This is a genomic window from Vibrio sp. D417a, assembly GCF_030248595.1.
Taxonomy (GTDB): domain Bacteria; phylum Pseudomonadota; class Gammaproteobacteria; order Enterobacterales; family Vibrionaceae; genus Vibrio; species Vibrio alginolyticus.
Genome location: NZ_JAHGAM010000041.1, coordinates 1 through 15,190 on the forward strand (window position 1 = coordinate 1; position 15,190 = coordinate 15,190).

Below are 15,190 nucleotides of genomic sequence, written 5' to 3' on the forward strand. Positions count from 1 at the left end.
GTAGAAATGGTAATGCCAGGCGACAACGTACAGATGACTGTAGAGCTAATCGCACCAATCGCAATGGACGAAGGTCTACGTTTCGCGATCCGTGAAGGTGGCCGTACAGTAGGTGCTGGTGTTGTTGCTAAGATCTTCGACTAATTCATAACGAATTAAACGAAATCTTGCACTGTTCTTCTTTTTGAAGAAAGCGCATCGAAAAGGGAAGCTTAGGCTTCCCTTTTTCATTTCTAGATTACATTTAGTTATAAGTGTTGAAATAAAAGACGTCACTTTTTCGATTTAAAAACAGAGTTTTACCGGCTTTGTTTCTTAACGCTTTTACTCACCCCTCTTAACCCTTTGATCTTTTCCTGCAGCGGTAAAATCGTTATAACCAAATATTCTGAGCGGACACCATAATGCGACTGGTAACAAGAACTATTCTTGTTTATATTGTTTGTCACAGATTAGTTTTATAGGTTTTTTGAGTATGTACGTTTGTCTTTGCCATGGTGTCTCCGACAAAAAAATTAGGAAGTTGGCGATAGATGAAGGCGTAACAGATATTAAAGGAATCAAAAAGTGCACGGCATTGGGCAGCCAATGTGGTAAGTGCATCAGACAGGCCAAGGAAATTTTAGCGGAAACTAGTTACACGGAATTTAAACAAGCCAGCTAATTGCTGTAAGTATGCAGTAATTATTTGCCTTACATTTTGACACCTTCTCATTTGCTTCTACATTTAAATGAAGCCAAAGAGGAGGGTTTTGTCATGAAAGGCGATCCAATCATCATTCAACATCTCAATAAAGTGCTCGGTAACGAGCTCGTCGCTATTAATCAGTATTTTCTTCACGCCCGAATGTATAAAGACTGGGGCTTAAAGCACCTAGCAGACAAGGAATATCACGAATCTATCGATGAGATGAAGCATGCCGATCATCTAATTGAGCGTATTTTGTTCCTTGAAGGCCTACCGAACCTACAAGATTTAGGTAAGTTGATGATTGGTGAAGATACCAAGGAAATGCTCGAGTGTGACTTAAAGCTTGAAATGGCGGCTATTCCAGATTTAAAAGATGCGATTGCCTACGCTGAAGACATTCGAGATTATGTGTCTCGAGATCTCTTCCAAGATATTCTTGAAGATGAAGAAGAACATGTTGATTGGCTAGAGACGCAACTTGGCTTGATTGAAATGTCTGGTATTGAGAATTATCTCCAAGCGCAATACGTGGACGAAGAGTAACGATACTTTCTAAGTTTGCATACTCCAATAATAGTAAGAAGAAAGAGCACCTGACTCGAAAATCGGGTGCTTAACCCCGTTATCTGGTCTAATCTCTTTTATTATCGGCTTTTTAAGGATATTGCTCGCAATCTTGCCTATGAAGTTTGATTTCTATCCGATAGAATTTATGCCCCCTTACCTAAAAATAAAAAAGAGAAACGTCCATGTCTGAAGACAACCACCAAGCAGCCACTCCAGAAGAAGAACATCGCCAAAAAGCATTGGATTACCATGCTTATCCAACTCCAGGAAAGATTGCTGTCGAACTGACAAAGCCTGCGGAAACGGCGGGTGATCTTGCCCTTGCATATAGCCCTGGTGTTGCAGAGCCAGTGCGTGAAATCGCACAAAACCCGGATAACGTGTACAAGTACACTGCAAAAGGGAACATGGTTGCTGTTATTTCTAACGGTACCGCTATTCTAGGTCTAGGTAACCTAGGTCCACTTGCATCTAAGCCAGTGATGGAAGGTAAAGCGTTACTGTTTAAGCGTTTTGCAGGTCTTGACTCTATTGATATTGAAGTTAAGCACCGCACGATCGATGAATTTGTTGATACTGTTGCGAGCATTGCAGACACTTTTGGCGGTATCAACCTTGAAGATATTAAAGCACCAGACTGTTTTGAGATTGAAAAGCGTCTGATTGAACGTTGTGATGTACCAGTATTCCACGATGATCAACATGGTACTGCTATTGTAACGGCAGCGGGTATGCTGAATGCAATCGAACTTCAAGGTAAGAAACTTGAAGATTCAACAATTGTTTGTCTTGGCGCTGGCGCTGCCGCTGTAGCGTGTATGGAGCTTCTGATCAAATGCGGCGCAATGCGCGAAAAAATCTACATGCTAGATCGCAAAGGTGTGATTCACACTCGTCGTGATGATCTTAATGAATATAAGCAGCTATTTGCGAACAATACAGATAAGCGCACACTAGAAGACGTGATTGAAGGTGCAGATCTGTTCCTAGGTGTATCTGGTCCAAACCTATTGCCAGCGGAAGCGTTGAAGTTGATGGCAGATAAGCCAATCGTATTCGCATGTTCTAACCCGGATCCTGAAATCAAGCCGGAACTTGCTCACGCAGTTCGTGATGACTTGATCATGGGTACTGGCCGTAGTGATTATCCTAACCAAGTTAACAACGTATTGTGTTTCCCATTCATTTTCCGCGGTGCTCTTGATGTGCGTGCAAGTGAAATCAATGATGAAATGAAACTTGCAGCCGTTGAGGCGATTCGTGAGCTAGCAAAAGAGCCTGTACCTGAAGCCGTATTGAAGGCTGCAGGTGTTGATAAGCTAGAGTTTGGTGCGGACTATATTATTCCAAAACCAATGGATTCACGTTTGCTACCACGTGTTGCAAAAGCGGTCGCTCAGGCGGCGGTTAATTCAGGTGTAGCTCGTATCGAGATGCCTGAAAACTACATGGCAGAGTAATATATCTTTCAGATGTGATACACAAAAATGGGACGCTATTGCGTCCCATTTTTTATGTCATTCATTTGGCTCGAGGCAAGAGTTATTACCTGAAACCTCTTATCAGGCTTTTTTATTCTTCGTCGAATGACTCAAATTCGATGCCCATTTCCGTCATCAGCGCTTTTACTTCTGTTGGAATATCATCAGGACGGTCTTTACGAAGGTCTTCATCTGTCGGAAGTGGCTGACCTGTGTACGCGTGCAAAAATGCCTCGCATAGCAATTCGCTATTGGTTGCATGGCGTAAGTTATTGATCTGACGGCGAGTACGCTCATCAGTTAGCACCTTTAAAACTTTTAGCGGGATAGAGACGGTAATTTTTTTTACTTGTTCGCTTTTTTTGCCGTGCTCTGCATATGGGCTAATGTATTCGCCATTCCAGTCAGCCATTGCACACCTTCATTTATGTAATCGGTTAAAAATAATTTAGGTGCTGATTTTAGCTGCATTTACCGCCATAAGCAAAGACATATAGACGTCTAGAAGTGTTGACGTCTCATTTTTTGACGAGTAAAGTGAACATAACAGCAAAGGAAGCGTGTTGATCACTTTATGTTACTCATTAGATATAGCGCATTCCTATTTAGAAGTCATTACCCGTGAAAGGATACACCCATGAGCACTCGCAAACTTGCGACCATTGCAGTACGCACTGGTATTGAATCAGACAGCCAATATCATGCTGTCGTTCCACCTATTTATCTTTCCACTAACTATGGTTTTCCTGCTTTTGGTGAAGTGCCCAAGTATGATTACACACGATCTGGTAATCCAAACCGCGGACTGTTGGAAAGTGCGCTATCTGAACTTGAGTCTGGAAAAGGAGCGGTTGTTACTAACTGCGGTACGTCGGCATTAAATTTATGGGTTTCCGCTTTTCTCGGCCCAGATGATCTCATTATTGCTCCTCACGATTGTTATGGCGGCACCTATCGTCTTTTTAATACCCGAGCTAGCAAAGGCGATTTTAAGGTTCAGTTTGTCGATCAATCAGACGAACAGGCTTTAGATGCTGCATTGGCACAAAAACCAAAACTCATTTTGCTAGAAACTCCGTCAAACCCTCTGGTTCGCGTAGTGGATATTGCAGCTACTTGTGAAAAAGCGAAACAAATCGGCGCGTTAGTTGCGGTGGACAATACCTTTTTGACACCCGTGTACCAAAAACCTTTAGAGCTAGGTGCGGATTTTGTTATCCACTCCACAACAAAGTACATCAACGGTCATTCGGACGTAATTGGTGGAGTAATCATCACCAACACAGAGGCGCATGCAGAAGAGCTTGCATGGTGGGGCAATTGTATTGGTGCAACGGGCACACCTTTCGATAGTTATATGACGCTGCGAGGTATTCGTACGCTTGGTGCTCGTATGCGAGTACATGAGGAGAGCTCACAGCAGGTACTGGCTTACCTACAGAAACAAGCGTTAGTTAAAACTATCTATCATCCAAGCCTGCCGGAACATCCAGGTCATGACATCGCTAAAAAGCAGCAAACGGGCTTTGGCTCTATGTTGAGTTTTGAGTTTGCTGGTTCGTTTGAACAGTTAAAGGTGTTTGTGAAAGAGCTCCAACTGTTTTCATTAGCAGAGTCATTAGGTGGTGTAGAAAGTTTGATTTGCCACCCAGCATCCATGACGCACCGTGCAATGGGTGAGGAGGCGCTGGCGGAGGCTGGGGTCTCTCATCAACTATTGCGTTTGTCTGTCGGTTTGGAAGATGCACAAGACCTCATCACAGATTTAGAACAAGCGTTCGCTAAAGCTACCCAGTAATAGGAGACGATAACAATGACTGTACAACGTCAGCTGCATAAGTTTGGTGGCAGTAGCTTAGCAAACCCAGAATGCTACTTACGCGTTGTGGGTATTCTCAAGGAGTATTCGACAGAAAATGATCTTGTGGTCGTCTCTGCTGCAGGAAAAACCACTAACCGCTTGATTGAGTTTTTGGAAGGGTTAAGTAAAGATGGCCGAATTGCGCATGAAGCGCTTCAAAGCTTGAGACAGTTCCAAACTGAGCTAATAGAAAGCTTGTTGGAGAGTGAAGCAAAAGAAGAGCTGTTAGCTTTATTACATGATGAGTTCAGTACTCTCTCGGAGCTGACTGCACCACTCACTAATGCGCAAAAAGCCGCGGTACTGGGGCACGGAGAAGTATGGTCTGCTCGCCTATTGGCCGCGTTATTATCTCAACGTTCTATCCCTGCGGTTGCACAAGATGCACGAGCGTTTTTACGTGCAGAAGCGGGAACTCAACCAGAGGTTGATCGCGCTCGTTCATACCCTTTAATTAAAGAGATCCTCGCGCAGCATAACCATAAACGTGTGGTAATTACTGGCTTTATGGCTCAGAACGAGGCAGGAGAAACCATTCTACTTGGTCGTAACGGCTCTGACTATTCTGCAACGGTCATAGGCGCGCTTGCTGAAGTCAGTACTGTCACGATTTGGAGTGATGTTGCTGGTGTCTATAGTGCCGATCCACGTTTGGTGTCTGACGCTTGTTTATTACCGTTACTTCGATTGGATGAAGCCAGTGAACTTGCTCGCTTAGCTGCCCCAGTGCTACACAGTCGTACGCTTCAGCCTGTGGCGCAAAGTACCATGGACCTTAATCTCAAGTGTAGCTATCTGCCAGAGTCGGGTTCTACTCGTATTGAGCGTGTATTGGCATCTGGTCGTGGCGCTAAAATTATTACTTCACTGGATGATGTTTTATTGGTGCAGTTGTCTTTCATGCATGGGCACGACTTCGAAAAAACACAGAGTGATGTATTACAAGCGTTGCAGCGCGCGCAATTAGAGCCACTGGCATTTGAAGCTCAATCCGATCAGCACACGCTACGCTTGGCTTACACCGCAGAAATCGCCGGTGGTGCATTGAAACACTTGCAAGAGCTTGCGGTAGAGGCAGAAATTAAGCTAAAAGAAGGTTACTCGCTCTTAGCTGCGGTAGGTGCAGGCGTTACGAAAAACGCCAATCATTGCTTTGGCTTTTATCAGAAGCTAAAGCACTCTCCGGTAGAATTTATCTCTGAAACAGACTCAGGACTGAGCCTAGTCGCTGTTTTGCGCCGTACTGATACCGAGGCGTTGGTTCAAACGATTCATAGCCAGTTGTTCCAAGCGCAAAAACGCGTTGCAGTGGCTTTATGTGGCAAGGGTAATATTGGTTCTAGTTGGTTAAATTTATTTGCGACGCAAAAAAGTGAGCTCGAAAAACGTCATGGTATGAGCTTTGATCTTGTCGCGGTTGTGGATAGCCAAACCTATTGGTTCGATGAGCAAGGTATTGAGGCGGCGAGTGTTGCTGAACGATTTGATGATGAAAGCATAGCAAACAATGGGGATTGGCTGGCACGTTTGGGAGCGCTTAAAAGCTACGATGAAGCCGTCGTGCTTGATGTTACCGCGAGTAAAGAGTTGGCTCAGCGCTACGTAGAAATCGCACAGCAAGGCATTCATTTGATTTCCGCTAACAAAGTTGCCGGTTCCGCAGATAGCCAGTACTACCATCAGGTTCAAGATGCATTCGCTAAAATTGGTCGTCATTGGCTATACAACGCAACGGTTGGTGCTGGGTTACCGATAAACCATACCGTGCGAGATCTTCGTGAAAGTGGGGATGAAATCGTCGCTCTATCGGGTATTTTCTCGGGGACGCTATCATGGCTGTTCCAACAGTTTGATGGTTCTGTGCCATTTAATGATTTAGTCGATCTTGCTTGGCAGCAAGGTTTAACCGAACCTGATCCTCGTTCTGATTTAGATGGCTCCGATGTAATGCGCAAGTTAGTCATCTTGGCTCGAGAGTCGGGCCTAGATATAGAACCAGACAGCGTTAAAGTTGAGTCTTTGGTGCCAGAAGAATTAAGAGAACTGAGCTTAGATGATTTCTTCGATAATGGAGCGTTGTTGAGTGAAATACTTCAAGAGCGTCTGACAAAAGCACAGAGAAACGATCAAGTGCTTCGCTATGTGGCGCGTTTAGAAAAAAATGGTAAAGCAACGGTGGGAGTCGAAGCGTTATCTCGTGAGCACGCGCTCGCCAACTTATTGCCATGCGATAACATTTTTGCCATAGAAAGCAAGTGGTACAAAGATAACCCTCTGGTCATTCGAGGACCAGGCGCAGGCAGAGAAGTGACAGCCGGCGCTATTCAATCCGACCTCAACCGATTGGCTGGTTTATTTTAAAGTTGCGATTGACCTAAAAACCCTGGAATTAATCCAGGGTTTTTTATTCCCCTATCAGTGCCATACTGAAGTCATAACCCGTGCAAAATGGCGAGATGATGCTCAAGTAGAAACTTGAACTATCTTCATTATTAACTTGAGAAAAATTCATAATTACAAGGTTGACATTAAATCGTATTCAATACATTCTGTAGACATATAGACGTCTAAACGTCGATTTTAAGGATTTGTTTTCGTGGCGGAGTGCCGCAGGGAGAGTAAGATGGGATATACGCACGCAGGCCATATCGACGCCTTGAACCAGAATATTGCTGAGTTATCAGATAACATCAATGTATCGTTTGAGTTTTTTCCGCCAAGCAGCGCTAAGATGGAAGAAACACTTTGGAATTCAGTGCACCGTCTTAAAACGCTTCAACCTAAATTTGTTTCTGTGACTTACGGTGCGAACTCCGGCGAGCGTGACAGAACACACTCCATCATTAAAGAAATTAAAGCAACAACCGGATTGGTTGCCGCTCCCCATCTCACTTGTATTGATGCGACTCGTGAAGAACTGATTAATATTGCCGATGACTATTGGAACAATGGTATTGAAAATATCGTCGCTCTGCGTGGTGATATTCCTCCAGGTGGCGGTGCGCCTGATATGTATGCCTCGGATTTGGTTGAGCTGCTGAAATCACGCCACGATTTCGATATCTCCGTTGCTGCATTCCCTGAGGTTCACCCTGAAGCTAAAAGCGCACAGTCTGACTTATTGAACCTAAAACGTAAGGTAGATGCAGGTGCAAACCGTGCTATTACTCAGTTCTTTTTTGACGTTGAGTCTTACCTGCGATTCCGTGACCGTTGTGTAGCGGCAGGAATTGACGTAGAGATTGTGCCAGGAATTTTGCCTGTATCGAACTTTAAGCAAGCTTCTCGCTTTGCGGCACAGAACAATGTGAAAGTGCCAGGATGGATGAGCAAACAATTCGATGGCTTGGATGATGATCCGGTGACTCGCCAGCTTGTAGGAGCTAGCCAAGCTATTGATATGGTGCGTGTACTGAGTCGTGAAGGGGTTAAGGATTTTCACTTCTACACACTAAACCGTGCAGAGATGACTTACGCGTTATGCCATACGTTGGGTGTTCGTCCTCGCGCAGTAGTCGGTGCGTAAACCTAGTTTCAAAAAGATAAAAGGCTTGCCAAGTGGCAAGCCTTTTTCGTTTTATCAAAGCAAAAGGAGTTTAACCAATCACTTCAAGTTCAGTTAGAACTTCTTCTGCCCAAGTGATCCAAGTTTCACGTAACAGTAGGTTACGGCGAAGCGTTAGACGTTCTAGGCGAGCTTGTTTATCTAAAGTTGACGGCGTTGCGTAGTAAGCCGCTTCAATTTCTTTGTAGTGAGAAACCAGTTTGCGAGACTCTTCAACTAGCTCGGCGAGTTGGTCACGGAATGGAGCCGCTGGTTGAACGGCACATGCCATCAATTTCGCTGAAAACTCATCACGAACTGTTGGGTGTGCAGTTGGTTGATCAAACCACTCTCCTAAAGCGCTGCGACCAGCGTCTGTAATGGAGTAAACCTTGCGGTCTGGTTTGCCTTCTTGGGGTTCTAATACGCAAGTAACCAGTTCTTTCTCAGCCATTTTGTTGAGTTCACGGTACACCTGTTGGTGGCTTGCTTTCCAGAAGTAACCGATGCTAGCAGAGAATTCTTTAGTGATATCGTAACCGGTTGCGTCGCGAGTGCTAAGAACAGTTAAGATTACGTGTGGTAATGACATGTCTTCAATCCAAATGGTCAATAAACTTGTAAACAAGCTACTTATACTTTCAGCTGCGCTCTTACTGGCACTTGAGTTTTTTAATGTATAAGTAGCACCAACAATGTTGGTCCTGTCACCTTAAAGCCGTTTATCACCTAGAGAGATGGGGAGTCCCATCAAGGCTGGAGCAGGTATGATTGGATTTATGAGCTCTCAGCAGGCAAGTAGTATATAAATAATAAGCATAAAGTGGAATAGTAGGACAAAATTACCCTAAAAAACTAACATAATAATCAATAGTGTTAACTTGTGGTTTTTTATTCTTTTATTTTGGTATTTTTTGGGTCTGTAGTGGTGTATTTAACTGCCTTTGTTTTGGTGCGATTATCCTGTGATAAAAAAAAGCTGAGCATTTGCCCAGCTTTTTATTAAAAATGAAACGATTAGCCTGTGTTGCGCATACCAGCAGCAATACCAGCAATCGTCACCATCAACGCTTCTTCCAAGTTTGCAGAAGCTTCTTCGGTTTGACGCGTGCGGTATAGTAGCTCTGCCTGTAGCATATTCAATGGCTCAACGTAGATATTGCGTAAGCGAATCGACTCGAGTCCCCAAGGGTCATGCTGCATCAAGTTTTCATTGTTCTCTACATTCAGTACCGCTTTGATGTCTTCTTGAAGCTGAGCACGAAGTTTTTCACCGAGTGGACGGAGCGACTCATCCACCAATCGCTCATCGTAGTAGCGAGAGATATCAATATTACACTTCGAGTACACCATCTCTAGCATGCCGAGACGAGTAGAGAAAAACGGCCATTCGCGGCACATCTCTTCGAGCAATGCTTGGTGGCCTTTATCGATCGAGTATTGAATCGCTTCACCTGCGCCTAGCCATGCAGGAAGTACCAAACGGTTTTGACTCCATGAGAAGATCCACGGGATTGCACGTAAGCTTTCTACTCCGCCCTTAGGGTTGCGTTTTGCAGGACGAGAACCAAGTGGCAACTTACCGAGTTCGAGTTCTGGTGTTGCTTGGCGGAAGTAAGGCACGAAATCTGGCTCGCCACGAACCACATTTCGGTAAGACTCACAGCTTACTTCTGATAGCACTTCCATCAAGTCGCGCCATTCTTGTTTTGGCTCCGGTGGCGGTAACAAGTTGGCTTCCAGAATCGCACTTGCGTATAGGTTAAAGCTGTTTACTGCGACATCTGGGAGACCCAGTTTAAAGCGGATCATCTCGCCTTGCTCTGTTACACGTAAACCGCCTTTCAAGCTTTTTGGTGGTTGCGACAAAAGCGCAGCATGCGCAGGTGCGCCACCGCGACCGACTGTGCCCCCACGACCATGGAATAGAGTTAGCTCAACGCCTTCTTCTTCAGCCACTTTAACTAACGATTCCATCGCATGATACTGAGCCCAACCTGCAGACATAACACCTGCATCTTTCGCTGAGTCAGAGTAACCAATCATGACCATCTGGTGGTTTTGGATAAAACCACGGTAAAGGTCAATCCCCATAAGCTGCTTGATGACCGATTCCGCGTTGTTCAAATCGTCTAGCGTTTCGAACAGAGGACACACATCCATGCGGTAAGGGCAACCAGCTTCTTGTAGCAGTAGATGAACGGCTAGTACGTCAGAGGCGGTACGTGCCATTGAAATAACGTAAGCGCCAAACGCTTCACGCGGTTGTGCTGCAACAATCTTGCAGGTATCCAAAACCTCTTTGACGGGTTCAGACGGTTCCCAATCACGAGGGAGAAGCGGACGTTTAGATGCAAGCTCGTTAGTTAGAAAAGCAATCTTATCTTGCTCATTCCATTGTTCGTAATCACCAATACCTAAGTAGCGAGTTAGTTCAGACAAGACGTCTGAGTGACGCGTGCTCTCTTGGCGGATATCAAGACGTACAAGATGGATACCAAATGCTTTTACGCGGCGTAGTGTATCCAGTAATGAGCCGTTGGCTATTACACCCATGCCACATTCGTTTAGTGACTGGTAGCAGGCATACAACGGTTCCCAAAGTTGCTCGACTTTTTGCAGTGGTGCTTTAACGGCCAGTTTTTGACCGTGGATCTTAGCATCGAGAATATCTTTGGTTTCATTGAGCAGAGTGCGTAATTGCTTCAGGATCGCACGGTATGGTTCGTGCTGATCTTCGCCAGCAAGCTCACGGACTTGATCGTTTGAAACTGTCATAGACAGCTCGCTGATCAACTCGTTGATGTCATTGAGATAAAGATCGGCGGCTTTCCAACGAGACAATAGTAAGACTTCACGCGTAACGTTGTGAGTAACAAACGGGTTACCGTCACGGTCACCGCCCATCCAAGAGGAGAAGTGCACTGGGCGAGCATCAATGGGTAAACCTTCTCCAAGGTAAGATTTTAGACGGTCATTCATCTCACGTAGGAAGTCAGGTACTGCTTCCCATAGCGAGTTTTCAACGACCGCAAAGCCCCACTTTGCTTCATCCAACGGAGTAGGGCGTTGTTGTCGAATCACGTCTGAATGCCAGCCTTGGGCAATCAGTTGCTCTAGGCGGCGTTCGGTTTTTCTGCGCTCTTTAGAAGAAAGATCGCTTAGCTCCAACTTTGATAAGCACTCGTTTATCTTGACCAGTTTGTTGATCATCGTACGGCGCGTAATTTCTGTTGGGTGAGCCGTCAATACCAATTCAATATTTAGATCACGAACCGCTTGGGCAGTGTCCAGTTTGCTCACATCGTTTTGTACCAGTTTAGAAAACAGCGAGTTAATCGCGTCTGGTTCACAAATGTGCTCTTCACAATGGCGTGAAATCGTGTGGTATTGCTCAGCGATATTGGTGAGGTTTAGAAATTGGTTAAACGCGCGAGTAACGGGCGTTAGCTGCTCATCAGGTAGATGTTTGATTTCTTCGATCAAGCTGTCCCTGTCTGCTTGATTCCCTGCTTGAGCTGATTTGGATAATTTACGAATGGTTTCCACTTTCTCGAAGATTTCTTCGCCATGGGCATCGCGAATGGTGTTACCCAATAAGTGGCCTAACATGCGCACATTACTTTTGAGTGCGGCGTATTTCTCGTTCATTGTCGTCCTGCCTCGTAAAAAAACTACATCCATTGTCCTTGTTAAGACTCCAATCTAGCGAAAAGCACCAGTTATAGTCAAATAAAGCAGACTAAGTTTGCAATTATTCCGCTGTCTCCTGATTTAGAGCAAATTTACGGCAGCCATAGAGTAAGAAGTGAAAATTAATTACAAAATAACAAGTTAAATAAGTGTTAAGACTAGCGCTAAATTGTGAAGATAAAAAGATGCAGCTCAATCGAGCTGCACAGACTTTTGAGCTTAAACGCGTATTAACAGCAGTACTTGACCATTGCCTTTGAAAGCACATCAATTGTGGGGTCGATAAAGTCGAAGGATAGAAACTCATCCGGTTGATGGGCTTGTTCGATTGACCCAGGGCCGAGCACCAAGGTTGGACACAACTGTTGTAGAAATGGTGCTTCAGTACAATAGTTCACGGTTTCTGAACTGGTTTGGCAGATCTCTTCAACACCACCGATAAATGGGTGGTCATGTTGGCATTCGTAACCCGGAATAGGCTCATGCAATGGAATAATCTCCAGTCTCCCAGGCCATTTCGCTTCGACTTCTTTTAATGCTCCGCGCAACATGTTCTCTAAACCATCAAGGCTAATGCCGGGAAGAGGACGCACGTCGTAATGCAGCTCACAGCAACCACAAATACGGTTAGCGCTGTCACCACCGTGAATGTGTCCAAGATTTAGGGTAGGGCTTGGAATGGCAAAACCCGGATGCTGATATTCTTTAATCAATTTGTCACGCAGTTGCATCATGGCGAACATGACTTCATGCATGATCTCAATAGCGTTAACGCCAAGCGCTGGGTCCGATGAGTGACCGGACTTGCCTGTTACGCGAATGGCATTTGCCACATGCCCTTTATGACCTCGAATTGGTACAAGGCTGGTGGGTTCACCAATGATGCAGTAATCCGGCTTAAATGGGGCGTTTGCTGTGAAATGTCGCGCGCCCAACATGGTGGTCTCTTCGTCACAAGTGGCTAATACGTAGAGTGGTTTGCTCTGCTTGCTCCAATCGACTTTCTTCACTGCTTCATAAATAAAGGCGAAAAAGCCTTTCATGTCTGCTGTGCCTAAACCGTAGAAGCGGTTGTCTTTTTCCGTCAGTTTATGCGGATCAAAATTCCATCGCCCTTGATCGAATGGCACGGTATCACTATGGCCAGCAAGTAAAAGGCCACCTTCTCCCTCTCCCATACGTGCGATCATATTGTGCTTGCCTGGCTCGACTTCGATCACTTCAACGCTAAAACCCAGATCTTTAAACCAAGATGCGAGTTTTTCGATGACTTTTGCATTGCCCTGATCCCAGCTCGGATCCGTGGAGCTGATAGAAGAGGTGCTGATGAGTCCTTCATAGACCTCTAGAAAAGTTGGTAATTGCATGGATTCTTCAAATCTCCTGTTGACAGACAGACCACAAAAATGTAAAACACATATTAAATCATATTTAATGAATAAAAAATCAAAATAAAGCAAAAATTAAATATGAATAGTCATTTGAGCCTTTAAGTATATGGATGTCACACAATGCTAAAAACCACGATTATTGGAGCCAGCGGTTACACCGGCGCAGAGTTAGCGTTAATGGTTAATAAACACCCACAACTCACGCTATCAGGTTTATACGTTTCCGCCAACAGTGTTGATGCGGGAAAGAGCATCGCGCAGCTGCACGGTAAGCTAGCGGGCATCATTGATATGCCAGTTTTACCACTAACGGATCCACTGCAAATCGCTCAAGAATCGGACGTGGTGTTTTTGGCAACGGCTCACGAAGTCAGCCATGATTTAGCCCCAACTTTCTTGGAGGCAGGCTGTCAGGTATTCGATTTATCGGGTGCATTCCGTGTGAAAAGTGAAGGCTTTTACGACACTTTTTATGGCTTCGCACATCAACATAACAACTGGCTAGATAAAGCAGCATACGGCTTAGCTGAGTGGAACCAAGAATCAATAAAAACCACTCCTTTGATTGCAGTAGCAGGTTGCTACCCAACCGCTTCACAGCTTGCAATCAAACCTTTATTAGAACATGCGTTGCTCGATACCAACCAATGGCCAGTGATCAACGCAACCAGTGGTGTATCAGGTGCAGGGCGTAAAGCCTCCATGGTTAACAGCTTCTGTGAAGTGAGCTTGCAACCCTATGGTGTATTTAACCATCGTCACCAGCCAGAGATTGCTCAGCACTTGGGTTGCGATGTGATTTTTACTCCGCACCTCGGCAACTTTAAACGCGGCATTCTTGCCACTATCACCATGAAGCTTGCGCAAGGTGTGACAGAAGCACAAGTGGCACAGGCGTTTGAACAAGCTTATCAAGGCAAGCCTGCGGTTCGTCTTAAAGGCGACGGTATTCCACGTATTCAGGATGTCGAAAATACCCCTTTCTGTGATATCGGCTGGAAGGTACAAGGCGAACACCTCATTGTGATTTCAGCTATCGACAACCTACTTAAAGGTGCATCGAGTCAAGCGATGCAATGTCTCAATATTCATTACGGTTACCCAGAACTGACAGCGTTGCTGTAGTCGTTGAAAGAGGGAAATGCGATGACGCAAACCAATCAAGCTCCTTTAGTCATTAAGCTAGGTGGTGCAGCTCTATCATGCACTCAAACCTTAAGACAACTTTTTGGTGCCATTGCGGCTTACCAAAAATCGGCACAGCGACAAATCGCCATCGTTCATGGCGGTGGCTACCTAGTTGATGAGTTGATGGCAAAGCTTCAGCTTGAAACCGTTAAGAAAAACGGTTTACGCGTAACGCCTTACGATCAAATTCCTGTGATTGCAGGCGCGCTTGCAGGCACTGCGAATAAGTTACTTCAAGGTCAAGCGATTGCGGACGGTCTTAACGCTGTGGGCCTTAGCCTTGCGGATGGTGGTTTGTGTCTTGTTGAAGAACTTGACCCAGAACTCGGCGCGGTAGGCAAAGCATCACCGGGTGACTCAGCACTATTACAAGCGGTGCTAAACACAGGTGCACTGCCGATCATCAGTTCAATTGGTTTAACCAAAGATGGCCAGATGATGAATGTGAATGCTGATCAAGCAGCAGTCGCGGTTGCGGGCGCATTAGATGCGGAGTTAGTCCTGTTATCAGACGTGAGTGGTGTATTAGATGGAAAAGGCCATTTGATCAAAACCCTGTCAGAGCAGCAAGCTAACTCGTTGATCGATGGACATGTGATCACCGATGGCATGATCGTCAAAGTTAAAGCCGCTTTGGAGGCCGCCAATGATCTTGGCCGTCCAATTGAAGTCGCGACCTGGCGTTACCCAGAAAAATTAGCACAGTTATTCGCTGGTGAAAGTATTGGTACTCAATTCTTGCCTCAATAAGCATCAGCAAAAGAATTCAATATT

General features: G+C 45.2%; 12 protein-coding genes and 1 pseudogene. 9 read left to right on the plus strand and 4 right to left on the minus strand.

The features are described from left to right. The 4 genes and pseudogenes from tuf to KI742_RS22090 all read left to right on the plus strand — a co-directional run. A pseudogene (gene tuf / locus KI742_RS22075) lies at nucleotides 1-144 on the plus strand (elongation factor Tu); the annotation flags it as partial. A gap of 331 nt (nucleotides 145-475) precedes the next feature. Beyond that, nucleotides 476-664, plus strand: coding sequence for a (2Fe-2S)-binding protein (locus KI742_RS22080; RefSeq protein WP_005381360.1), 189 nt, complete (start codon nucleotides 476-478; stop codon nucleotides 662-664). 93 nt (nucleotides 665-757) lie between these two features. Further along, nucleotides 758-1,234: a bacterioferritin gene (gene bfr, locus KI742_RS22085; RefSeq protein WP_005381359.1), complete on the plus strand. Its 477-nt coding sequence runs from the start codon at nucleotides 758-760 to the stop codon at nucleotides 1,232-1,234. Between the two features lie 206 nt (nucleotides 1,235-1,440). Continuing rightward, on the plus strand, nucleotides 1,441-2,718 hold the full coding sequence (locus KI742_RS22090) for a malic enzyme-like NAD(P)-binding protein (protein WP_005381358.1): 1,278 nt from the start codon (nucleotides 1,441-1,443) through the stop codon (nucleotides 2,716-2,718). 112 nt (nucleotides 2,719-2,830) lie between these two features. On the opposite strand, the gene metJ is transcribed toward KI742_RS22090, so the two are convergent. After that, complete coding sequence (gene metJ, locus KI742_RS22095) at nucleotides 2,831-3,151, minus strand: met regulon transcriptional regulator MetJ (RefSeq protein WP_005381353.1); 321 nt, start codon at nucleotides 3,149-3,151, stop codon at nucleotides 2,831-2,833. 225 nt (nucleotides 3,152-3,376) lie between these two features. On the opposite strand from metJ, the gene KI742_RS22100 reads away from it, so the two are divergent. From KI742_RS22100 to metF, 3 genes are all read left to right on the plus strand, one after another. After that, nucleotides 3,377-4,537, plus strand: coding sequence for an O-succinylhomoserine (thiol)-lyase (locus tag KI742_RS22100; protein ID WP_054579553.1), 1,161 nt, complete (start codon nucleotides 3,377-3,379; stop codon nucleotides 4,535-4,537). Between the two features lie 15 nt (nucleotides 4,538-4,552). Then, on the plus strand, nucleotides 4,553-6,961 hold the full coding sequence (locus KI742_RS22105; protein WP_115386339.1) for a bifunctional aspartate kinase/homoserine dehydrogenase II: 2,409 nt from the start codon (nucleotides 4,553-4,555) through the stop codon (nucleotides 6,959-6,961). A 262-nt stretch (nucleotides 6,962-7,223) separates the two neighbouring features. After that, on the plus strand, nucleotides 7,224-8,126 hold the full coding sequence (gene metF, locus KI742_RS22110) for a methylenetetrahydrofolate reductase (RefSeq protein ID WP_005381345.1): 903 nt from the start codon (nucleotides 7,224-7,226) through the stop codon (nucleotides 8,124-8,126). Between the two features lie 70 nt (nucleotides 8,127-8,196). On the opposite strand, the gene KI742_RS22115 is transcribed toward metF, so the two are convergent. From KI742_RS22115 to argE, 3 genes are all read right to left on the minus strand, one after another. Beyond that, nucleotides 8,197-8,736, minus strand: a complete 540-nt coding sequence (locus KI742_RS22115) for a PadR family transcriptional regulator (protein ID WP_005382791.1) — start codon at nucleotides 8,734-8,736, stop codon at nucleotides 8,197-8,199. A gap of 425 nt (nucleotides 8,737-9,161) precedes the next feature. Next, a complete protein-coding gene (gene ppc, locus KI742_RS22120) occupies nucleotides 9,162-11,795 on the minus strand; it encodes a phosphoenolpyruvate carboxylase (protein ID WP_086047071.1) in 2,634 nt (877 codons plus the stop codon). Between the two features lie 272 nt (nucleotides 11,796-12,067). Further along, entirely contained in the window at nucleotides 12,068-13,204 is a 1,137-nt protein-coding gene (gene argE / locus KI742_RS22125; protein WP_285385859.1) for an acetylornithine deacetylase, read from the minus strand. 144 nt (nucleotides 13,205-13,348) lie between these two features. On the opposite strand from argE, the gene argC reads away from it, so the two are divergent. Both argC and argB read left to right on the plus strand, forming a co-directional pair. Continuing rightward, nucleotides 13,349-14,353 carry an N-acetyl-gamma-glutamyl-phosphate reductase gene (argC, locus tag KI742_RS22130; RefSeq protein WP_171346292.1) on the plus strand — a complete coding sequence of 335 codons (1,005 nt, stop codon included), beginning with the start codon at nucleotides 13,349-13,351 and terminating at the stop codon, nucleotides 14,351-14,353. Between the two features lie 21 nt (nucleotides 14,354-14,374). Further along, nucleotides 14,375-15,166, plus strand: a complete 792-nt coding sequence (gene argB / locus KI742_RS22135) for an acetylglutamate kinase (protein WP_171346291.1) — start codon at nucleotides 14,375-14,377, stop codon at nucleotides 15,164-15,166. The last annotated feature ends 24 nt before the right edge of the window (nucleotides 15,167-15,190 follow it).